Source organism: Tundrisphaera lichenicola (genome assembly GCF_051175385.1).
Taxonomy (GTDB): domain Bacteria; phylum Planctomycetota; class Planctomycetia; order Isosphaerales; family Isosphaeraceae; genus Tundrisphaera; species Tundrisphaera lichenicola.
Genome location: NZ_CP195106.1, coordinates 6,692,979 through 6,712,082, shown reverse-complemented (window position 1 = coordinate 6,712,082; position 19,104 = coordinate 6,692,979). Strand labels below are relative to the sequence as shown.

At 62.4% G+C, this 19,104-nt stretch carries 35 protein-coding genes; 22 read left to right on the top strand and 13 right to left on the bottom strand.

Translation table 11 applies throughout. From position 1 onward, the window contains the following. Positions 1 to 593 precede the first annotated feature (593 nt). Together P12x_RS26555 and P12x_RS26550 are read right to left on the bottom strand one after the other, a co-directional pair. Positions 594 to 983 carry a VOC family protein gene (locus P12x_RS26555; RefSeq protein ID WP_435008044.1) on the bottom strand — a complete coding sequence of 130 codons (390 nt, stop codon included), beginning with the start codon at positions 981 to 983 and terminating at the stop codon, positions 594 to 596. A 10-nt stretch (positions 984 to 993) separates the two neighbouring features. Further along, complete coding sequence (locus P12x_RS26550) at positions 994 to 1,404, bottom strand: hypothetical protein (RefSeq protein WP_435008043.1); 411 nt, start codon at positions 1,402 to 1,404, stop codon at positions 994 to 996. A 353-nt stretch (positions 1,405 to 1,757) separates the two neighbouring features. On the opposite strand from P12x_RS26550, the gene P12x_RS26545 reads away from it, so the two are divergent. From P12x_RS26545 to P12x_RS26485, 13 genes are all read left to right on the top strand, one after another. Then, positions 1,758 to 2,549, top strand: a complete 792-nt coding sequence (locus P12x_RS26545; protein WP_435008042.1) for a DUF932 domain-containing protein — start codon at positions 1,758 to 1,760, stop codon at positions 2,547 to 2,549. 104 nt (positions 2,550 to 2,653) lie between these two features. Further along, positions 2,654 to 2,917 (top strand): hypothetical protein, encoded by a 264-nt coding sequence (locus P12x_RS26540; RefSeq protein WP_435008041.1) that lies wholly within the window; start codon positions 2,654 to 2,656, stop codon positions 2,915 to 2,917. A 134-nt stretch (positions 2,918 to 3,051) separates the two neighbouring features. Next, entirely contained in the window at positions 3,052 to 3,396 is a 345-nt protein-coding gene (locus tag P12x_RS26535) for a hypothetical protein (RefSeq protein WP_435008040.1), read from the top strand. 37 nt (positions 3,397 to 3,433) lie between these two features. Then, complete coding sequence (locus P12x_RS26530) at positions 3,434 to 4,012, top strand: hypothetical protein (protein WP_435008039.1); 579 nt, start codon at positions 3,434 to 3,436, stop codon at positions 4,010 to 4,012. Beyond that, entirely contained in the window at positions 4,009 to 4,377 is a 369-nt protein-coding gene (locus tag P12x_RS26525) for a hypothetical protein (RefSeq protein WP_435008038.1), read from the top strand. The genes P12x_RS26530 and P12x_RS26525 overlap by 4 nt, the downstream gene beginning before the upstream one ends. Further along, a complete protein-coding gene (locus P12x_RS26520) occupies positions 4,374 to 4,622 on the top strand; it encodes a hypothetical protein (protein ID WP_435008037.1) in 249 nt (82 codons plus the stop codon). Before P12x_RS26525 ends, P12x_RS26520 begins: the two co-directional genes overlap by 4 nt. A gap of 44 nt (positions 4,623 to 4,666) precedes the next feature. Next, positions 4,667 to 4,945 carry a DUF4326 domain-containing protein gene (locus tag P12x_RS26515; RefSeq protein WP_435011731.1) on the top strand — a complete coding sequence of 93 codons (279 nt, stop codon included), beginning with the start codon at positions 4,667 to 4,669 and terminating at the stop codon, positions 4,943 to 4,945. After that, positions 4,942 to 5,070, top strand: coding sequence for a hypothetical protein (locus tag P12x_RS26510; RefSeq protein WP_435008036.1), 129 nt, complete (start codon positions 4,942 to 4,944; stop codon positions 5,068 to 5,070). The genes P12x_RS26515 and P12x_RS26510 overlap by 4 nt, the downstream gene beginning before the upstream one ends. A gap of 283 nt (positions 5,071 to 5,353) precedes the next feature. Then, entirely contained in the window at positions 5,354 to 5,626 is a 273-nt protein-coding gene (locus P12x_RS26505) for a hypothetical protein (RefSeq protein WP_435008035.1), read from the top strand. 51 nt (positions 5,627 to 5,677) lie between these two features. Further along, positions 5,678 to 5,995 carry a DUF7007 domain-containing protein gene (locus P12x_RS26500; protein ID WP_435008034.1) on the top strand — a complete coding sequence of 106 codons (318 nt, stop codon included), beginning with the start codon at positions 5,678 to 5,680 and terminating at the stop codon, positions 5,993 to 5,995. Further along, a complete protein-coding gene (locus tag P12x_RS26495; RefSeq protein WP_435008033.1) occupies positions 5,992 to 6,339 on the top strand; it encodes a hypothetical protein in 348 nt (115 codons plus the stop codon). Before P12x_RS26500 ends, P12x_RS26495 begins: the two co-directional genes overlap by 4 nt. Further along, positions 6,336 to 6,566 carry a hypothetical protein gene (locus P12x_RS26490; protein WP_435008032.1) on the top strand — a complete coding sequence of 77 codons (231 nt, stop codon included), beginning with the start codon at positions 6,336 to 6,338 and terminating at the stop codon, positions 6,564 to 6,566. The genes P12x_RS26495 and P12x_RS26490 overlap by 4 nt, the downstream gene beginning before the upstream one ends. Next, the gene (locus P12x_RS26485) at positions 6,563 to 6,931 is read left to right on the top strand and encodes a hypothetical protein (RefSeq protein WP_435008031.1); all 369 of its coding nucleotides are present in this window, start codon (positions 6,563 to 6,565) and stop codon (positions 6,929 to 6,931) included. The genes P12x_RS26490 and P12x_RS26485 overlap by 4 nt, the downstream gene beginning before the upstream one ends. 59 nt (positions 6,932 to 6,990) lie before the next feature. Here P12x_RS26485 and P12x_RS26480 read toward each other — a convergent pair whose 3' ends face one another. The 4 genes from P12x_RS26480 to mobF form a co-directional block, all read right to left on the bottom strand. Next, positions 6,991 to 7,419 carry a DUF6768 family protein gene (locus P12x_RS26480; protein ID WP_435008030.1) on the bottom strand — a complete coding sequence of 143 codons (429 nt, stop codon included), beginning with the start codon at positions 7,417 to 7,419 and terminating at the stop codon, positions 6,991 to 6,993. After that, the gene (locus P12x_RS26475; RefSeq protein ID WP_435008029.1) at positions 7,416 to 7,997 is read right to left on the bottom strand and encodes an RNA polymerase sigma factor; all 582 of its coding nucleotides are present in this window, start codon (positions 7,995 to 7,997) and stop codon (positions 7,416 to 7,418) included. The genes P12x_RS26480 and P12x_RS26475 overlap by 4 nt, the downstream gene beginning before the upstream one ends. Positions 7,998 to 8,112: 115 nt before the next feature. Further along, on the bottom strand, positions 8,113 to 8,553 hold the full coding sequence (locus P12x_RS26470) for a hypothetical protein (RefSeq protein ID WP_435008028.1): 441 nt from the start codon (positions 8,551 to 8,553) through the stop codon (positions 8,113 to 8,115). Beyond that, positions 8,537 to 11,314 carry a MobF family relaxase gene (gene mobF / locus P12x_RS26465; protein ID WP_435008027.1) on the bottom strand — a complete coding sequence of 926 codons (2,778 nt, stop codon included), beginning with the start codon at positions 11,312 to 11,314 and terminating at the stop codon, positions 8,537 to 8,539. Before mobF ends, P12x_RS26470 begins: the two co-directional genes overlap by 17 nt. Positions 11,315 to 11,662: 348 nt before the next feature. On the opposite strand from mobF, the gene P12x_RS26460 reads away from it, so the two are divergent. After that, complete coding sequence (locus P12x_RS26460; RefSeq protein WP_435008026.1) at positions 11,663 to 11,983, top strand: hypothetical protein; 321 nt, start codon at positions 11,663 to 11,665, stop codon at positions 11,981 to 11,983. A 258-nt stretch (positions 11,984 to 12,241) separates the two neighbouring features. Here the strand turns inward: P12x_RS26460 and P12x_RS26455 are convergent, their stop codons facing one another. Genes P12x_RS26455 through P12x_RS26425 form a run of 7 tightly spaced genes read right to left on the bottom strand, consistent with a single transcriptional unit; the run spans position 12,242 to position 14,578 of the window. Then, positions 12,242 to 12,388 carry a hypothetical protein gene (locus P12x_RS26455; RefSeq protein ID WP_435008025.1) on the bottom strand — a complete coding sequence of 49 codons (147 nt, stop codon included), beginning with the start codon at positions 12,386 to 12,388 and terminating at the stop codon, positions 12,242 to 12,244. Further along, a complete protein-coding gene (locus tag P12x_RS26450) occupies positions 12,385 to 12,615 on the bottom strand; it encodes a hypothetical protein (RefSeq protein WP_435008024.1) in 231 nt (76 codons plus the stop codon). Before P12x_RS26450 ends, P12x_RS26455 begins: the two co-directional genes overlap by 4 nt. Then, positions 12,612 to 13,616: a hypothetical protein gene (locus tag P12x_RS26445; protein ID WP_435008023.1), complete on the bottom strand. Its 1,005-nt coding sequence runs from the start codon at positions 13,614 to 13,616 to the stop codon at positions 12,612 to 12,614. The genes P12x_RS26450 and P12x_RS26445 overlap by 4 nt, the downstream gene beginning before the upstream one ends. Continuing rightward, positions 13,613 to 13,888 (bottom strand): hypothetical protein, encoded by a 276-nt coding sequence (locus P12x_RS26440; RefSeq protein ID WP_435008022.1) that lies wholly within the window; start codon positions 13,886 to 13,888, stop codon positions 13,613 to 13,615. The genes P12x_RS26445 and P12x_RS26440 overlap by 4 nt, the downstream gene beginning before the upstream one ends. After that, the gene (locus P12x_RS26435) at positions 13,885 to 14,154 is read right to left on the bottom strand and encodes a hypothetical protein (protein WP_435008021.1); all 270 of its coding nucleotides are present in this window, start codon (positions 14,152 to 14,154) and stop codon (positions 13,885 to 13,887) included. The genes P12x_RS26440 and P12x_RS26435 overlap by 4 nt, the downstream gene beginning before the upstream one ends. After that, positions 14,151 to 14,309 carry a hypothetical protein gene (locus tag P12x_RS26430; RefSeq protein WP_435008020.1) on the bottom strand — a complete coding sequence of 53 codons (159 nt, stop codon included), beginning with the start codon at positions 14,307 to 14,309 and terminating at the stop codon, positions 14,151 to 14,153. Before P12x_RS26430 ends, P12x_RS26435 begins: the two co-directional genes overlap by 4 nt. Next, entirely contained in the window at positions 14,306 to 14,578 is a 273-nt protein-coding gene (locus P12x_RS26425; protein WP_435008019.1) for a hypothetical protein, read from the bottom strand. Before P12x_RS26425 ends, P12x_RS26430 begins: the two co-directional genes overlap by 4 nt. A gap of 27 nt (positions 14,579 to 14,605) precedes the next feature. Between P12x_RS26425 and P12x_RS26420 the strand changes: the two genes are divergently transcribed. From P12x_RS26420 to P12x_RS26385, 8 genes are all read left to right on the top strand, one after another. Then, positions 14,606 to 14,815 carry an Arc family DNA-binding protein gene (locus P12x_RS26420; RefSeq protein ID WP_435008018.1) on the top strand — a complete coding sequence of 70 codons (210 nt, stop codon included), beginning with the start codon at positions 14,606 to 14,608 and terminating at the stop codon, positions 14,813 to 14,815. Between the two features lie 19 nt (positions 14,816 to 14,834). Then, on the top strand, positions 14,835 to 15,026 hold the full coding sequence (locus tag P12x_RS26415; protein WP_435008017.1) for a YegP family protein: 192 nt from the start codon (positions 14,835 to 14,837) through the stop codon (positions 15,024 to 15,026). Continuing rightward, positions 15,023 to 16,306, top strand: coding sequence for an IS701 family transposase (locus tag P12x_RS26410; protein ID WP_435008016.1), 1,284 nt, complete (start codon positions 15,023 to 15,025; stop codon positions 16,304 to 16,306). Before P12x_RS26415 ends, P12x_RS26410 begins: the two co-directional genes overlap by 4 nt. A gap of 158 nt (positions 16,307 to 16,464) precedes the next feature. Then, positions 16,465 to 16,701: a hypothetical protein gene (locus tag P12x_RS26405; protein WP_435008015.1), complete on the top strand. Its 237-nt coding sequence runs from the start codon at positions 16,465 to 16,467 to the stop codon at positions 16,699 to 16,701. Next, entirely contained in the window at positions 16,698 to 16,883 is a 186-nt protein-coding gene (locus tag P12x_RS26400) for a hypothetical protein (RefSeq protein WP_435008014.1), read from the top strand. The genes P12x_RS26405 and P12x_RS26400 overlap by 4 nt, the downstream gene beginning before the upstream one ends. Continuing rightward, positions 16,871 to 17,083: a hypothetical protein gene (locus tag P12x_RS26395; RefSeq protein ID WP_435008013.1), complete on the top strand. Its 213-nt coding sequence runs from the start codon at positions 16,871 to 16,873 to the stop codon at positions 17,081 to 17,083. The genes P12x_RS26400 and P12x_RS26395 overlap by 13 nt, the downstream gene beginning before the upstream one ends. Positions 17,084 to 17,144: 61 nt before the next feature. Beyond that, on the top strand, positions 17,145 to 18,614 hold the full coding sequence (locus P12x_RS26390) for a protein adenylyltransferase SelO (RefSeq protein ID WP_435008012.1): 1,470 nt from the start codon (positions 17,145 to 17,147) through the stop codon (positions 18,612 to 18,614). Positions 18,615 to 18,746: 132 nt separating this feature from the next. Beyond that, entirely contained in the window at positions 18,747 to 19,091 is a 345-nt protein-coding gene (locus P12x_RS26385; protein WP_435008011.1) for a VRR-NUC domain-containing protein, read from the top strand. Positions 19,092 to 19,104 lie beyond the last annotated feature (13 nt).

The following is a 19,104-nucleotide window of genomic DNA, read 5'->3' as shown; positions in this document are numbered from 1 at the left end:
CCCCAGCTCCGTTTCTCGTTGACGGCTTCGCCGGGAACGACGGATCAGCCTGAAGCAGATCAAGTGTCAGATACGCGATCTGTCGTGGAGCGTCTGGTTCGCAGCTGAAGAGTGCCTGGTGAAGTTTTGCAAGTGCTGTATCTCGGTCGGTCGTTTCGAGGATTGGGAGCACGGGTGCCGGGCATACCGGGACCGGGACGACAGGTACAGTGGGGATTGGTTGGGAATGCTTATGTCTGTGAAAGAGCTGTGCCTCGGCCGTCGTGGTGAAGCAGCTAACACCTAAAGATGTGAGAAGCACCAATACGCCAGTTCTTGAAGCCACGGGAGTGCCTCCGTCGTGCTGCCGGAAATGCCAACTGTCGCGAGTATACAAGCCATGGAGCTTTTCTGCTCCCAAAGCGTCTGGGAAAGATGAGGGGCCGATCCCGATTTTGACGATTGTGGCCGATTTGGCGTTTAGGGAGGTTGGTCGGCTTGCCGATCCCATGTAAGTGCTTCCTTTTGGTGTCTCACAACCGGATTCTGCGGGGCCCTGTCGCTTTCGCGACCGCTTCCTGACGCTCAGTAGATTCTCCAGAATCCCGGGGTGATCAGCTCGGCAAGGTTATCGTCCGGATCTCGGAAGAAGATGCTCTTGGCCCCCTGAGCCTGGTCGCGACGCTTTCGACGGGCACGCCCTCGGATTCGAGGCGACCCTGCCATGCCCCGACATCGTCCGAGGCGATCGAGAGGGCGAAGTGGTATCTGCCTCGCGTGCCGCCGTGGGGCGGCATCACGCCGACCCCGCCCGGGACGGGGAATGGCTCGGTCGTGCCGCCCTCGGGGAACAGCAACAGTACGCTCTCCCCGGCCACGTCGAGGGCGATCAGCCGCTCGCTCTCTAGGAGCGTGGGGAAGCCGAACAGCCTGCAGTAGAACTCCGCCGACCGCTTCACGTCGGCCACATAGAGGGCCGTCTCGAGGATGCCACCAACCTGCATGATGCGTTCCTTACGGGCGGATGACCTTCTCCTGCCGATCTTTATTCACCAACTCCAGTCGGGCCTCTGCCCCGTCCCCCGCCAACCGGGCCATGGTCGGGTCCTCGGCACCCCCGAGGTAGAGCCCGCCGCCGCGCACGTCCGTCGCCAGCTTCACCGACGGCCGCCCGTTCGGGTCGATCAGTCGGAAGAGCACGGTCTCGGGGTAGGGATCGCCGTTTGGCAGCTTGTGCTTCGGGTCTGCCGGGAAGACGCTCAGCTGCGCGCGGACCTTGCCCCGCTCGTCGACGATCTCCAGGGCACGCCCACGGAGCACAGGCGGGTTCTCCTGTGCGTAGGCGAGCCTCGGCCGGACCACCTGGTAGGCCAGGAGCACGAGGTTCAAGACGGTGAGCGCGACGAGAAGCCGTTGGTTCTTCATGGCCCAGCCTCCATATGTCGGGGTAAGCCGTATTCGACCTGCCATTGTCTCGCGTCCCAGCCCCCTGTAGCCAGCGGGGTCCTCCGGGCGTTCCGGCTCCGCCGTCGCCACTTCCCGGGGTGCCGTCGCAAGCGACCGCTACGCGCCCTCCCAGCGGCTAACGCGCTCGCTCCGTCAAGGTCGTGGCGCGCGAGCTTCCGCGCTCGTGCCTCGCTTGTGCAGCCCGCACTTCTCCCTGTGACTTCCGCTCCAATTCTATCGGGAATCAAGGCTTTCGCCCCTGTTCCGCTTTCGAGTGGCGCGCGTCCGCTTCACTCAGCAGAACAGAGCATTCATAAACAGGAGCCTTCCCGATGGTCAGCCAAATCCTTTCCCGCGATAGCCTCCGCACCCTCACCCCCTCCGTCTTCGCTTCGACCCCGTGGCAGGGCATGAGCGATTCCTACCGCTTCATCCCGACGTCCGAGGTCCTCGACATGATGTCCGAGCAGGGCTTCAGGGTCACTTCCGCCCGCCAGTCCCGCAGCCGCATCGAGGGCAAGGCCCCGTTCACCCGACACATGCTCCGCCTCCGCCATGACTCCTTCCTCGACGCCCCAGACGAGGTGCCCGAGGTGGTGCTGGTCAACAGCCATGACCGCTCCTCCGCCTACCGCGTCTTCAGCGGCGTGTTCAGGCTGGTCTGCGAAAACGGGATGATCGTTCAGTCCGCCGACTTCGGCAGCTTCTCCATCCGGCACAGCGGGAGCCGCGACCTGTTCGCCCAGGTCCGCGAGGCGACGGCCCGGATCATGGACGGGGTTCCGGCCATCATGAACCGGATCGCCGACTGGAAGGAGGTCATCCTGCCCCGCAAGGCCCAGCTCATCATGGCGGCCGAGGCCTTCGCCCTGAAGCCGATCGAGTGCATCAAGCCCTCGTTCCTGCTCACCGCACGGAGGGAGGCCGACTACACGGACTCGGAGGGACGTCGGGACCTCTGGAAAACGACGAACGTGATTCAGGAAAGCCTGATGCGGGGCGGCCTGTCCGGGATCAACGCCCGTGGCCGGAAGGTGACGACCCGTGCGGTTAAGGCCGTGGACGCCGACCTGAAGATCAATCGGAGGCTGTGGGAGCTGGCCGAGACCTTCTCCCTGAACTGACCGGCCCGAGGGGCGGGGACCGCCGACCCGCCCTTTTCCTGCCACCTTTCGAACTTGCGCTGAATCGCAAACTGACCATTCATGCTTGACCGAAGGGAGCCGCCATGAGCTTCAGATTCCTCTACCCCGCGACCGATACCGGGGTCTTCCACCTCGCCATCGATGCCACGACACTTCAAGCCGCGTTCGAAGAGTTCCGCGACCTCCATTGGGATGACAACGCGGGACATGTCGCCGTGTTCCACTTCGGGGAACTCGTGGCCCGCGTCGTGCCGCGAGCGAACGAGGAGACCGGCAGGAACGAGCCGGTCCTGCAGATGTTCCCGGGCAGCACCACGGAGAGCAACCGCTTCGCATGCGGGGATTGACCCCGCCGAAAAGCCGGGAAAAGCGACCCGCCGAGTACGGCGGGTTTTTTGTTTGTCGTCGCATAAGAAACCGCTTGACCGAAGTAACGGGTCGCGCTAGAACCGTTACACAACAACCAGCATGGAGGCTGCATATGAAAGTAATGGGAGCGACGAAGGATGGCTTTTTGGTCGAGTGTTCGGAGAAAGAATTCTGCCACCTGCTCGGCATAGACCCAGATGCCTATGGCGTTGAGGGCGAGAGAACACGGGAGACGTTGAGGCATAAAAACAAGAGCGAGCCGCCTCGGAAAAAGATTGATTGGGTCGGGCTTAACCTCCCTGTCTCCGACCTCTACAAATCCGCTCGGAAGATAGCTGAGGGGTGGAACGAGAAATACGAATTCAAGACCGCCGTCGGCTTCCTACGACAATTCGCCGAACAGCTCGAAATGCTGGCGGGAACGTATCGCCCGGTCAAATCGGACGACGCCCCATGACCATCTGGGAGCGCCGCCCGGTCACGAAGAAGCGGAAGTGTCCGGGCTGCGGGACTCGATTCGTCGCAAACCGCCGCAATCAGAAATACTGCTCGCCGGACTCGCGCTGCCGGGTGAGGGCACACAGGAAACGCAACAGGAAGAAAGGATAGCTATGGTCACGGAAGAACAACTAGCTGAGATGGAGCGGCAGGCCGACATTTACCCGCACATCGGCGTGATGCAGTACATCACGGACATGCGGACAGCCAACGCCAGAATCGCAGAACTCAGCAGCCAGCCGACAGACGACCGTGCCGAAAGCGGGATGGTGAAGGAGCTGGTGGAGGCTCTGGAAGGCACGGTTCGATACATGGAGGCATTGAGACAGGCAGTTCACCGCCCCACGCTTAACGCCGCTCGCTCTGTCCTCGCCCGCTACAAAGCCACCGGCCAGCTCGTCGAGCAGCTACAGGGAGCGATTGACCCAAAGAATGATCGCATCTGCCATTACGAACGTATTCTAAATGCTTTCGTCAGCGTGGATGGCCGCTGCAATACAAGAGGGGCCGCAGAAAGGATTGTAGAACTTGAGTCCGCCCCCAAGCCCCCGGCAGCCAAGCAGGAGGCGGTATGACCGGCACGAGCAGGGGTACACAAAAGCGATTCGACGCCACTCGACTTGTCAAAATCAGCTTCGACCCGAAGGAGGAAGGTGGTGACCTTCAGAAGGTTTTTGAAGACAACGAAGCTCGTAAATTTTGGCTCCTTTACCGCCCTAATCATTTGGTGAATCAGCATTTCGCGAGTGATTGCCTGATCTTTGCTGAGAGATACAGAGAGCTTCAGCCCAAGAACCTTGATGAATTCCGAGCGTGCTTCTACGGGACGGAGCTTGATAGTAATTGGCACTGGAGCGACTTCATGGAAACGACCAAGGAGCTTTTCCCGCTGATGCAGGGCGATCAGCCATCGTGGGTTATCGAAAGGAAAACGCCATGACCGCCGCTCCGAGCAGCCCGCTGGTAGAACGGGTGGCGAAGGCGATAGCCGACGCTCGTGGCCACGGCATGCGCGAAAAGGAAGTGGTCGCCGCCCAAGCCGCCATCGCCGCATGCGAGTTCGAGGCGATCTGTGGCATCCTGAAACGACTGATCGGCCCCTATTGTGGGCCGGATAGCGAGCCGCTGGAGGACATCCTGCGTGACACAGACGCCCTCCTCGCCCGACTGGAGGCCAAGCCGTGAGCGCTCCATTCCGCGTCCAACGCAAGCGAACAAAAGGGTGGCGAATGCCCCCGAACACGATCGACGTGACTCGCTCAAGCCGCTGGGGGAACCCCTTCGTGGTGAGGCCAGGGGTAAAGGCAGGCTCGAAGCACGGAGCCTGCTACATCGCCGTCCCTACGCTTGAAGACGCAATCGAGTGCTTCCGGCTCATGCTGACCCAGAAGCCGGAATTCGTGGCCGAGGTTCGCGAGCATCTACGCGGCAAGAACCTTGCCTGCTACTGCCCGCTCGATCAGCCTTGCCACGCCAACGTTTTGCTCGAACTCGCGAACGCGCCATGACCCACATCCTCACCGAATCGGCCTCGTGGCTCTTCTTGGCGATTGCGCTCGGCCCGTTTTGGTTCAGCCTCTCCTGTTTCCTCTTCTGCCTCTGGGCGTTCGAGCATTGGCGATTCTGGCTATGACCCCGCCCGCCCCGCGTCCCGCTCATCCCGCCGACGCGGCATCCCTCGGGAGAGCCTGGCGGGTGGTTGCGGCAGCGTGTCCCTTCCAACTTACCGGTCGCTTCAAGACGGCCTTGATGACGGAAGCTGCATCAGCCGCGGAGCAGGTAAACCAGAATGACGGTTTCCCTTCGGGACCCTCCGTAATTCAGGTTGACCCGTGCGCTGCGCCTCCGCTGAGGCCGATGCGGGCGCATCCTACAAGGACGCAATGAAGCGTTCTGAGAGAAGAAAGGAACACGATATGTCTAACGCACCAGCCCACAAACTCCGCGATGGTTGCCTCCAGGTCTGCATCTGGCGAAACACGAGCACCGAGGGGAAGACCTACTACACCTTCAATCCGACCCGAAGCTACAAGGCCGGCGACGATACCTGGAAAGAAGTAGACAGCCTCAACCAAGACGATCTGCTCGCCATGGCCGAACTGCTCCGCGAAGCCTACGCGTGGGTCAAGATGCAGAAGCGGGCCGACGCCAAGGCCGCGAAGGAACGCGACAACGTTACGGCGAAGTAATTCAACCGGGCGGGGCCTTCGGGCCTCGCCCAACCTGAAAGGATTCATCTTATGACAAACATCATTCAAACCCCCTGGGGAGCCGCCCAAACGTCCCACGAGTTAGCCCCCGGCATCGTCCGGCACGATACCGCCTCCCACGGCGGCTACTACGTCTCACCCGAACGCGTGGCGGAGATGCCCAAGCCGCTTCGAGACTTCAAGCCGTTCGCTGGCCCGAACTGGTACGAAGAGGATTGCGACTGGTGCATCGTCGTCTTGGCGTTCCCCAAACTTTTTCCGCCTGACTATATTCCCGATGCTCACGAAACCTTGAAGCGATATCAGCCAGAGATTTACAAGCAATTCTCGGCACGGAGGGCGGCATGAGCCAGAACGCGAAACACACACCGGGCCCTTGGCAAGCATCTAAAGGCGGTTCAGCCATTCTCGACAGCACTGGGCACCAGATAGCTTACACGCTAGCGCATGACGGCGATCGGCCCTATGAAGCCAACGCCCGCCTCATCGCTGCCTCTCCGGGCCTTCTCGCCTACGCCGAGTGCGAAGCCGCCATCGCCTGCGGCAGGGCTGACCCTCGATATGACCCGAAGCCCGTACTCAGCTCGCATGGCTGGAACGAGCAAACCGAGAGCGCGGGCCTGTTCCTGGCTCGGATTCGCCGGAAAGCCTTCGAGGAGGCCACTGGCGGCTATCTCGGGAGGGCGGCATGACCGGCGACTCGAACCACGTCTCCGGCGATGACTACGCCGGGCTGGTCGCCTTGCTCGACAAGCGGCGCCGTATGTCAGCAACGCACCTGCGATCGAAGCGCTTGCCCGGCCGGTCGCGTCTTACGCTTGCGGAGAAAGTCGAGATCGACCGGAAGCACCGGGCCGAGATGATCGAGCTGAACCGGCAGATCGACGCGTTGATGGAAAGAACGAAAGGAACCGTATGACCCGCTTTTTCTACACCGACCCGCTGGCCGCCGCATGGATGGCAAAGCATTTTGGGATGCAGCTTCAATACATCGAGCATTATTCCGATGACTCGTGGTATGCGAAAATCTGCCATGAGAAGATCGTCGATATCGCAGCAAAATACGGCTTCGACAGCTATGAGCTTAAAGAAATCCACATCCACCCCGACAGCCTGCACCTGCTTGAGCCGCAGGAGGGCGATTATGTGGACCTCCACCCGAACGGCTTGCTGATTCATAATGGAGCCGAGTTCAATGACGCTTTCTTGAAGCGCGAAAGCAATTGGCGCATCATCCAGCGCAACGGCATCGCCTTCCACTGGCCGGAGAGCGAGGCCGCATGATCGACGAGCATCTCCGGGACGGCGGCCGCGCGGCTTCGCAGGAAGCGTTCTCACCCTGATCAGCGGCCGGGTTCGTCGCCACGGGGGTCGGGTACGAGCCTTGCCTCGCGGAGTTGGGCAGCGAGGTGGGCCACTTGAAATTCCACCCGCTTGATCTCGCGGAGGATCGAGTGCCGGTGGATCTCCATCCAGAACCAGAGCTTCAGTGCCGTGACGGAGAGCAGGCAGAAGCCGAAGCCCAAGCCCCATCGGAGCATTGTGGGCGGGTGCTCGGTGCCGAGGAGTCCGACCAGGCAAACGATGCCCAATCCGAAGAGGACGATGGTGAAGACGTAGCCCAGGATGTTCAGCCATCGCATCGAGCCACGGAAGGTATCGGTGACGAGGTCGAAGACGGATGGCTTGCCCAAACGCTGGAAGAGCTCGGCCTCCTCGCGAGAGAGGGCCTGGCCGAGCAGTTCGTCAAAGTCGCGGTCGTTGGTTTTCATGAGCGGGCCTCGAAGGATTCCCGGAGCCGTTTCCGGGCATGGAAGAGACGGGATTTGACGGTGCCCTCCGGCAGTGCGAGAGCTTCGGCGATCTCGATCACCGAGAGTCCGTCGACATAGAACATGGTCAGCAGGATGCGGGATTCGTCCGGCAGCCGCCGGAGGGCCGAGCGCAGGTGCTCGATCGGCTCCTCGCGGTTCTCGGACTCGCGCCGTCGGGCCTCGACGCCAGGGTCACACCCGGGGCCGTGCAGGGATGGGTCATCAGCCAGCCGGTTCACCAGCTCACGCCCCCGGCGGCGTTGCCGAATCCAATCGAATGCCTTGCGGTCGACGATTCGGTAGACCCAGACGCGAAAGCGTGCGGGGTCCTCAAGCCCCCGTAGTCCCCCGATAATAGCGATCCAGGCTTCCTGGACGATTTCGGCGGCTGCCTCTGGCTGCCCGGTCCTACGATACGCGTGGCCGACGAGCCGGGGGTGCCAGCGGTGGGCCAGTGCCTGCAGAGCGGCGGGGCGGCCGCTCTGGGCCTCGATAACCAGCCACTCCTCCAGGATTTCGTCTGGACCGCGTGACACCGCCTTTCCCCCTGCTGATCCGATCTGTTTGGACGACGTGAAGAGTAGTCGCTCCAATTCCGGCGGGGTTCAATGAAATCGCGGATTGGCTGATCCGCCCGAGCGGTCACCCCGCCTACGCCTCCCGCTCGATCTCCTTGATCTGGATCACCTGAATCAGGGCGTCGCCGTCCTTGCCCGCCGCGAAGCCCCGGTCACTCTGCCGAATCCACGGCATCCGGTGCTGCCCAAGAAGGTCATAGAGCCGCCAGAGGTTCAGGCCGCCAATCGTGAGTTCCCAGATCTTCGTGCCCGCGAACCGCAGGCGGATGAGCTGGCCCTGCTCGACGGCTCGGAACTCGCTGCTGGAATCTTTGTGGACGTACTCGAACGACCGAACCCCTTCAGCACCCAAGAGGCAATGGAGGGCGTAGACCGGCTTGTTCGCCGCCCGGGCGTGGGCGAGGTACGACGAGCCAGGGGCGGGCAGCTCTGAATCCTCGGCGTCGGCCTCGCCCTGTTGCTTCGAGGTGGGCTTGAGCAGGTCGTCCAAAAAACTGTTACCGTGACCTTGCATAATCGCGCTCCTTCTCGCGCACGTTCCCCATAACATCCACGGCCTTCTCGCGCAATTGCTTAAACGCGGTTTTCACGCGCTCTGTCAGCGTCCGCAGGCGGTCCCGCTTCCGTGGCTTCGGCTTCGGCTTGCCCATCAGCTCCGTGGCGCTCTTCCTCGGGTCCGACCGCTGGATGTCGGCCCGCAGCTCCTCGCGTGGCGCGTCGCTGTAGATGGTCGCCCGCTCGCGGCCGCGCGAGACCGAGACGTAGAACTGCTCGGCGTTGATCGCCGGGCGCGACTCGCGGCCCATCGCGATCAGGACTCGGTCAACAGTACGACCCTGTGATGCGTGTGACGTGGCAGTGTAACCCCAAGCCAGATGCCCGTAATCCTTTGCCACGGTCCAGCCGTTACCGAGCAGAATGTCGCCCTTGTCAGTGAAGCCGTCGACAGAATAGACGCTCCCGTTGTTGAGCTTGTGCTTGCCGTCGGCGGTTTTTCCGTTGGCGGTGATCCGGATAATGTCTCCCACCGCGAGGCCGCAGCTTCCTTCCTGATAGACAGAGAAGTGCGCAGGGCTTTTGTACGAGTCGCCACGCTTGAAGTCGGCGACGCGGATCCGGTCCCCGGCCTTGAAGGTGCCGGAGTTGCGGTGGAACTGCATGGTCTCGGTGCCGTCGAACCGGCCGACGTCGCCCTTCTCGGCGTCCGTCCAATGGAGCGGAACCAGCGTCTTAAAAGCCCTCTCATCCTCACCCACTATCCCCCGTTCCTTGAGCTTCGCCCTGATGTCCGCCGTGATCTCGTTCCCCTCGGCATGGGTCGGCGCCACGACGAGGACCGAGCGGCCCGAATCGAGCGCCGCCATGTAGTCCTCGACCAAAGGCTTGTTGTCGGATACCTCCCGGACCCAGCCCATCTCGGCGAGGGTATCATAGCCAGCCAGGATGTCACCCTTGGCGAGCGAGGCCACGGCCTCCTTGTACCGGCCCCGCTGGCGACGGATGTCTTTCAGCTCGGCCACGGGGAGCCCGGCGAACTGCTCGAGCACCCGGAGCGTCGCCCCGCGCTCGACCGAGCCGTGCTGTCGCCGGTCGCCCTGGAGGACGACGCGGGCGTTGAGCTCGTGGGCGGCATCGAAGACGGCCCGGACCTGCCGGATGCCGAGCAGCCCGGCCTCGTCCACCCAGATGACGCCGCCCCGGGCCTTCTCCCGGAACTTCTCGTCGATTAGGAAGCGTGCGACGGTGTCGGCCTCCTCGAAGCCCTCCTTGCGGAGAACGCCCCGGCTGGCGTCCGCCGAAGGGGCCAGCACGACCACCGGGCGGTCGAGGCCCGCGATGGTCTCCTTCATCGTGTGCGTCTTGCCCGTGCCCGCCGCCCCGCGGATCAGGATGACCCGGTCGGGGGAGGTCCAGACGTGGCGGGCGATGGCGGCTTGTTCGGGGGAGAGGCTATCGGTGGCGCGCACCTCGCCGTTTTTCGCGCGTGCTTCGTCCGAAACCGAGGCTGAGAGCCGCTGTTGCGCTGGCGCGGAACCGTGCGCGCGGGGTGCGCGGATTTCGCCCTGTTTTTCGTGGCGAAGCGAGGAAATCTGCGGCTCTGACCGTGCGCATCCCATCGGCCTGCACGTCCCCCGGCCTTCCCGAGCAAACGCCACGACCCGATCCTCCTCCGCGAGAACGTCGCGCGTGGTCGCCTCACCCGCTTTCACCAGCAGCCCCTGTCGCTTCGCTTCCTCCCGCACGCCCTCCGGCGTCACCGAGCCGACGCCCTGCCGGATCGCCGTCTCGTAGAGCCGCTTCTCATCCACCACGCTCTTCCGCTCGAACAGGTGGCCGATCGCGTACCGGACGGCCTCCTGCACGCCGCACTGGTACGAGGGCCGCCCATCCAGCCCCGCAAGCTCCTGACGCTCCTTGCCAGTGAGTCGGCTGACATAGTAGCCGTTGAGGTCGTCGGCCAGCTCCTTGGCCTTGCCCAGCCGCGTGGTCGCCCCGAGCTTGTCCATCCCCTCCGGCGTCGTGATGCCGAGCTTTTCAGCCACGCCCTTGATGTACTCCCGGCGGCGGCTGAACTTCTTCACCAGGTCGTCCGAGATGCCCTCGGTCTCGAAGGCCTTGTCTTTCCTGCGGATGCCGTAGCCCAGCTCGCGGAGATTCGCGGCCAGCCGGTTGTGGTAGATCGCCTCGTAGTAAGGGGCGTCGTGCTTGATCTGCCCCATCTGGGCGGCCTTCCACTTGCCCTCGACGGCGTCGTAGGTCGTATTCAGGACAAAGACGTGGTCGTGAAGGCTCATATCGGGCATCTGGTCTTCGGCCGAGATCCTTGTATCGCGGTGCGTGAAGCGGCAGGCGACCATGTTGCCGGTCGTTCGGTCCTCGCTCTTGCCGCCGATCCTGACCCGGCCCTGCATGTCGGCCTCGACGAAGAACATGGCGTAGCGGACCGCGTCCCGGTGGGCCTCCTCGATCCGGGGGTCACCAGCGTTGCCCGGTCCTGCCATCTCGCGCGCGATGCCGACGCTCTTGGTGCTGTTGAACGTCAGGTCCATCCCGACCCGGCCGTCCTCGCGTGCCAGAGGCCTGAGTAGCTCGCCGGTGCGGGGATCGATGTTATCGCAGAGCTTGTCGAAGTCGTCGGCATGGGCAGGGCCTTGTAGCCCGAGCATCTCGGCACCGCGTCCGAGCCACTCGCCCGGGGACGTGGCGTAGTAATCGGATTGGCGGTAATAGGCCTTCGCAGCTGAGGCGCTGGTCAGCCAGTGTGTGCGGAGCAATGGCACCTCCGTGTGGGATGGCGGATCCTACCGAGTCCTTCGCGCAGGTCAATAAATTATATAAGGGCGATCCGGCGAAGCCGTCGGGCTCTCGTGAACCGAGCCGCGGGCGTCTCGGCCCTGCCGGGCTTCGATCCCTATCGCTATAGATGCGGGGACGGGAGAAGCGATCGGCCACAGCCCGGCCTTCTGCGGTCAAGCCCCGGCCTGGCGGCCGCCTGACGGTAAAGGGCGTGGACCGCAGTCCGGTCCGTGGCAAGGTGCATTCATTCGGTAGTAAGGCGAGGCACCGAGCAAGCTCTGGCCTCTCCTTACCACCAATCTATTCACAGAAAGGAAAAAACCCCAATGAGCAAGAAGAAGCACCCGAAATTCAACGAGGTCAAGAAAGTCGCAAAACTACTGGCCGAGCGATTCAAGTGCCTTGAGTCGGCGATGTATTTCACAACGCTATCGACGAAGGCCAGCCGGATACGTGAGATTAGCACGACACTAGAGGTGATCGCGAATACTCCGAACGCTACCATTAACCGCGACGCCCTCGAGGCTTGGCAGGCCGATATCCGGGACGCCCATAAGGACCTGAAGTCATGGTGCAAGGGGATTCTCAAGTTCGGAGACGCGACCAAGGAGGAGGACGATGGCGATTGGGGCGGAATCCCGTTCTGAGCAAGGCAAGGGGCCGGGGTGAAACCCGGTCCCATTCCCGAGCGGTCCAGTCAGGGGCCGAACTCAGGGGCCGCAGAAAAGCGGTCGCCGGAATTTTTTGGTAGGGCATCACACATCTCCCCTCGTCCGTGCCCGAACGGAATGGAACGGGGCAAGCGGCTGAATCGCCTCAGGAAACCAGCCAATTCCGCAGTTTTCCTCACTTCCCGCCCGTTCTAATCGCGGCTCGCTCCACCTCTGTGTCGCTTCGCTCGCCGCTCAAACCTGGTTCAGGTAGAGCAACTCGTCCTGACCCACGGGCAAGGCGGGCGGGTGGAAGTCCCAGGGCTGGGAAGGGTGCGTCCGGGCGTAGGCGAAGAGGAGCACGAGGAAGGCCGGGGCGACGAGCCAGAGGTGTTTCATCATATCGCGTGGTCGTTGTCGCCGTAGCTGTCCAGCGGCTCAATGGCGGGCTGGGCAGGTTGCTCGCCCTTGGATTCGGTTTTGTCGTCTACTCGGATGTGGAACGAAACGGCGCTGCCGTTCAAAGCCCACCGATAGGCAAGCTCTAGCTCGTCGGGATTGCGCAGCGACACAACAAGGCCGTTTTCGGTGAGGACAGCCACGGCTTGGATGTTGGATGCGTCTGTCATAACTGACCTTCTACTACGTTGCGCTCCATACGTTCGATTTGCGCCTTGATGTGCGGTAGGGTGTCGTTAAACCAATCGCTTGCGCCGCCATCTTCCTTATTCGGCTCCCTTGCCATCAGAAACGCCGTGTAGCAAAGGTCTATGATTCGTGCCCTATAGGGATTTTGCCAATTCTCTGTTTCAAAGATATGTCCAAGCGCACTCGATTCCCGCACGGGTGGTTCAGAATTCCGCAAGGCTTCGTATGCGTCCTCTGTTGCTGACAGCCTTGTTTCCAGATCGATGCATTTGTCGGCATAATGCTTCGCGTTATGTGAAGCGGTTTCAGCCTTGAGATTCCAGTCGATTGCTGGTTGCTCATCCGGCTGTTCCTTGGCATCCGGCGCTTTGGGCTTCATCGCGGGGAGGGCTGCGAGGGCTTCTTTGCCACGTTTGCCGCAGTCGTTATAGAACTGCTCGTGAACAAAATTCGGTCGATGTTCGATAATGCCAACTTGCGCGTTAAGCCGCTCCATCGAACCAGATAGATTGGCATGGTGGTAGCCCAGGCCGTCAGCATTCCTGCACCACCAGTTTTGGGGGTTGGCGTAGAAAGCCAACGCCTCCTCCACCTGCCTGTAGGCTTCGCTGGCGGGAGCGGCGGGGTTGCCGCCGGGCGGAATGGTCCCCAGGTTTCCCAAGGGATTGTCAGACACACCCTGAGCATCGGGTGCGCTTCCCGTGCCCGCTCCCATAACTGTGATAGCCGCCCGCGCCTGATCGCGGTACGCCTCTTGAACGGATGGCTTCAGCCGCTCCCATGGCTCGTCGGTCTTCTGATCCCACCGCCATGCGCTGATGGCCTTCGCCACCCGCTCCACCAACTCCAGCGGCTGCTCGGCCTCATGCTGGCGGACGATTGATATGGATTTCGTAACTCCAGCGTTGTAGCCCTGCTCGTAATCCCTGCGTTGCAGCCTGTACATGCAGGAGCACAGCTTCTCAATCAGCGTCCTGCTCATACTTCGTCCCTGATATGTTTTGGCCCCGTGTAGCTCTGGACCGCTTGTTCGTACAGGCGCACCATCCTGGCGACTTCGCCGTTGGCCTTGGTGATCCTGTGTTCTTCCACCGCGGAGAGCCTGTCTTTCAGGTCGCGAGTCTCCTCTGGCTGGATGTCGAAAATGGAGCCGGAGCGGTTGAAGTACCTGCCGACGATGCGGCCGTACACAGGCTTCGTCCTGCTGTCAACGATGACCAAATCGCCGATTTCGTAGTTCTGGCGAATGGTCATTTCAAGACCCTCAATGCTTCGCTGTTATCCACGTCGCCCGGTTTCAATCCCCAGCCTTCAGCCAGCATCGCCGCCCTCTTGTCGCGCCAGATGTAGACCATTCTGGACGGGCTGGGCGGCAGGTGAAGGGCGACGAAATCGGACATGGACCGTGATTGAGCCTTGGAGTAGCCGCCGTCCTGATCCCATGCTGGGCCGTATTTGCCGTGTGAGTACGAAGCCAGCACCGAGAACAGGCCAAGGGTTATCAGGAAAACGAACTTCATTTGTCCCTCCCTGCACAAAGGGTTTCGTTGGCATTCGGGCTGAGGCAGTAGCCATCTTTCAAGCCACGGATGTAGCCCTCGGTATCAGCCACAGACCAGATTTCTAAGCAGAGCAGGGAAAGCCCGGCGATGGAAAGAGCGACAAACAGCTTCATTCGTCGCTCCTCAAAATGCGTTCCAGCTCTTCGCGCGTCGGCGGTTTCAACGCTCCAAAGAGAGCATCCGACAAGCTCGGCGTCCTGAAGTTCAACTCGACCAGTTCGCCATTCTCGAAGCAGACGCGCTTGTTGTTCAGCCACAAGGCGGGGAAACCGTATGCACTCTGCTCGCCGAGCCACTCCGTTGCCTTTTCCAATGAATCGAATTCCGCTTCGATCTCGTCATCCGGGTCGTAGCGTTTTGCCTCTGCTGTGTAATTGGCCATTCCGTCCTCCATAAAGCGTTTGACTTGATGACACGAACCATGCCATACCTAAAAACACAAGTCAACAATAATGTGTTAGGTTGTGTTATGCCGGAGTCGAAAACGTTTTCTGTGAGATTGCCCAAGCCCTTATTGGCAAAGATCGAGCAGCGGGCTGCTGGAGACCGGCGTTCTGTTAACAATTTGATAACCAAGATTCTGGCAGAATGGCTCGAAGCTAAAGACCAAACTGAGTAACCAACAGGAAGGACCCACTATGAAATTTGAGATCGAGAAGACTGCGAACGGCGAATGGTATTTCCGTATCGTGGCGAAGAACGGCAAGACGCTATGCCATAGCGAATCCTACAAGCGGAAGAGAAACGCTCGCGAAACCGCCAATCTGCTTAATACTACTCCGTTATCTGATACGAACGGAACGCCTGGCCGGTTCGTATGCAGGGTATGAATCGCACCTATACCCCCGAACTCGCACCCGAAGTCCTCGAACGGCTCGACGCCTACGCCGCCCGTTTCCGCGACGACTTCAACCGGCCCCGACAGGCCCAATACTCCGGCGTCTACCTCCAGGGACTGATCCTCGACGGCGACCGCAAGAGCATCGAGCCGCTCTCGCGCAAGGTCACCCTCCCGACCGGCCTGGTCGTCGCCGACCTCGACCAGGCCCTCCAGCAGTTCATCGGCCAGAGCACCTGGGACGAGATGGCCGTCTGGAAGCGTTATCGCTCCGTCATGGCCGAGTCTTTCGCTTCTCCGGCCGGCATCTTCGTCATTGACGATACGAGCTTCCCCAAGCAGGGCAAGCTCTCCGTCGGTGTGCAGCGTCAGTACTGCGGGGCTCAAGGCAAGAAGGCTAACTGCCAGGTCGCACCCTCGGTTCATTACGTCGCCCCGAAGGGCCATTACCCGCTGGCGATGCGGCTCTACCTGCCCGAGGCCTGGCTCGATGACTCCAAGCGGCTCGACAAGGCGGGCGTGCCCCGGGAGCAACGACGAGCACTGACGAAGGGCCAGATCGCCCTGGAGCTTCTCGATCTGGTTCGGGCCGAGGGGTTGCCCGGCCGGCTCGTGGTGGCCGATGCCGGCTACGGCGTCTCCGGGCTCTTCCGAGAGGGGTTGGCCGAGCGCGGCCTGTCCTACATCGTGGGCGTGACCGACGAGATGGTGGTCTTCACCGAGGAGCCGTCGTGGGAGGTCCCCGGGCCGGCGATCCGACCGCCGGGGTCCGGCGGGCGGCCGCGACGGCGATCACGACTGAAGGCCGGCACCCCGAAGCCGGTGAGCCTGCGAGAGTTGGCCGCCTCGACACCGCTGCGGAAGGTGACCTGGCGCGAGGGGACCAAGGGGAAGCTGTCGGGCCGCTTCGCCTGGCTTCGGGTCTGGCCCGGCGGGGGCTGGGCCACCGGCGAGTGCGCCGGGGCCGAGCCGGTCTGGCTGCTGATCGAGGAGCAGGCCGACGGCAAGATCAAGTACGCGATCTCGAACCTGCCGGGCCGAACCAGCCGGATCAAGGCGGTCCGGCTCTGGAAGAGCCGCTGGCCGGTGGAGCAAGGTTATCAGCAGATGAAGGAAGAACTCGGATTGGACCATCACGAGGGGCGTTCCTGGCGTGGCTTTCATCATCACGCCTGCCTGGTGATGCTGTCCTTCGGGTTCCTGGCGTTGGAGCGAGAACGCGAGGAACGAGACCCGGCCCGGCCGGGAAAAAGGGGGGGACCCGCCCGGTGATCACGGTGCCGGCGATCCGCCGTGCCTTGCAGAGGCTGCTGGCCCCGATCTGTCGGCACAATTGCCCCTATTGCAAGGATCGCTCATTGCAATTGCCGTTGATATTAACGGAGTAGTATTAAGGCCCAGCTCGGCAAAGCCAAGATCGTCGAGGCGGCATGACCGCCGAGAAAGACGCCCTGGAAGCCGCCCTTCGCGCCATCTACGGCGAGATGCACCCCTACCGCAACCCTGAGACCATGCGTATCAGCGACGATGTCCTCGCCCTCGGGGTGCTCCTGAGGCGGGAAACGGAGATGACCCTGAAGACCCGCGTCATCGAGCCGGCCTACGCCGAGGGAGCCGAACGGCAGACGACCGCCCGGAAACGGGCCCGCGCGGAGTTGGCCGAGTGAAGCGGCAGAACCCCCTCGCGTTCGCCAAGACGTGGCTCATGGAGCGGTTCGTGGAGAAACCCACCGGCTTCTGGCTGGACGGCGTGCCGGTGAACCTGGACGCGCTCATGCAGGCCGCGAACGCGGTGGTCAAGGCGAACGGAGCCGAGCAACTCGGGCATAACCCCAGATGGCTGGTGTGATCGCCGGCCTCTTCGCGATCGAGCACAACCGGCTTCCGGCGCTGGAGCAGGAATACGAGCTCGCCAAGGAGCATCAGAGGGAGGTATTGAAGTGCCGCGTCCCGCTGAACCCGGAGCACCAGAGGCGATTCGCAGACGCCTGCGATCGGCTCGATTCCGCCCGAGAGCGGTACATCGCGGCATTAGATGAGCAGGGATAACCCCTCGCCTTTACCGTCCCGGTATAATTGGCTGTTTTGAGCGATTCTCTGGAGAACCTGGATGCCCACCCCGACCGCTTCCGCCGATGCCTCCAACTTGGTCGGCTGGCGGTTCGACAACACCTACGCTCGCCTGTCGGAGACGCTCTTCATCCCGGTCAGCCCTGCAAAGGTTCGGCAGCCTCGCGTCTCCGTCCTGAACCATCGGCTCGCGCGCGAACTCGGCCTCGACCTCTCGGTGCTCTCGCCCGAAGAAGCGGCGGCCCTATTCGCGGGCCAGGAGCTTCCAGCCGGTTCGCTGCCGATCGCCCAGGCCTACGCCGGGCACCAGTACGGCGGATTCACAATGCTCGGTGACGGGCGGGCCATTTTGCTGGGCGAACACCGGACGCCGTCTGGCAAGCTCGTTGACATCCAGTTCAAGGGGTCTGGCCGTACGCGATTCTCCCGCGGCGGCGACGGGCTGGCCGCCCTTGGCCCGATGCTCCGCGAGTACATCATCAGCGAAGCCATGGCCGCCCTTGGCATCCCTACGACCGGGAGCCTCGCGGTCGTCACCACCGGCGAGAAGGTCTACCGCGAATCCCTGCGGCGAGGGGCAATCCTGACCCGCGTGGCCGCCAGCCACATCCGGGTCGGCACGTTCGAGTACGCGGCCAGACGGGAAGACCCGGCCCTGAAAGAGCTGGCCGACTACGCGATCGCCCGCCACTACCCTGAACTCGTCGAGGTCCCGGAGAAGTACCTGGAGTTTCTCCGAGCCGTAGCGGACCGGCAGGCCTCGCTCGTCGCCCGGTGGCAACACGTCGGTTTCATCCACGGGGTGATGAACACGGACAACGTGGCGATCTCCGGGGAGACGATCGACTACGGCCCGTGCGCCTTCATGAACGCCTACGACCCCGGAACCGTCTTCAGCTCGATCGACAGCGGGGGCAGGTACGCCTACGGCAACCAGCCCAACATCGTGCAGTGGAACCTGGCCCGGCTCGCCGAAACCCTGTTGCCGCTTATCGACTCGGAGCCGGAGAAGGCGATTGAGAAGGCCACGGAGATCCTGGAAGGCTTCCCCGCTGTCTACGAGCGTTATTGGCTCGCCGGGATGCGGAAGAAGCTGGGGATTGAGACCGAGGAGGCTAGAGACGTCGAGTTGGTCAAGTCGCTTCTCAACTGGATGCAGAAGGCCCGGGCCGACTTCACCAACACGTTCCGCGACCTGTCGGCGGGAGAGGTACTGGCAGGAGGTCGGTACGGAGATGCTGACTTCCAGACCTGGCACGCTCGGTGGCAGGAGCGGATCGGAGGAGACGGCGCGGCCTACGCCCTAATGCGAAGCGTGAATCCGGCGGTCATCCCTCGGAACCATCGGGTTGAGGAAGCCCTGTCGGCCGCCGAGGAGCACGACGACCTGTCGGTGATGCACCGGCTGCTCGAAGCCCTGGCGTCGCCGTATGAGGCGAGGGAAGGGTTCGACGAGTACCGGGAGCCGCCGGCCGACGAGGGGGGCTATCGGACGTTCTGCGGGACGTGAGCGAGCGATTGACTGGCGTGCGATTCTGCGCTACGCCTTTGGGATGACTCCGCAGCTTGATCCTGTATTCGGCCAGCCGTTGACGACCGTCCAGAATGTCGCCAACCGATTCAGGCAGCCATCGCCCAACCCATGATCGGGCCGTCGGAATCGGCCGTCGTCGCCCAGTGCCTCGAATGGCTGGCCCTTCGCCGGATCTTCGCCTGGAGGAACAACACCGGCGCCTGCAAGCTGGATGGCCGCTGGATTCGCTACGGCCACCCGGGCAGCGGGGATATTCTCGGCGTCCTGCCGAACGGGCTGTTCCTCTCCGTCGAGTGCAAGACGCCTGCTGGCAGGCAGTCGAAGCAGCAGAAACTCTTCCAGACCATGATCGAGAAGAACGGCGGCGTTTACGTCGTCGCGCGAAGTGCCGCCGATTTAGAACGGTATTTTATCGAAGACCCACGCCTCGCATCCGTTAGCCTGAACGTCTGAGGGCGGCACCGCC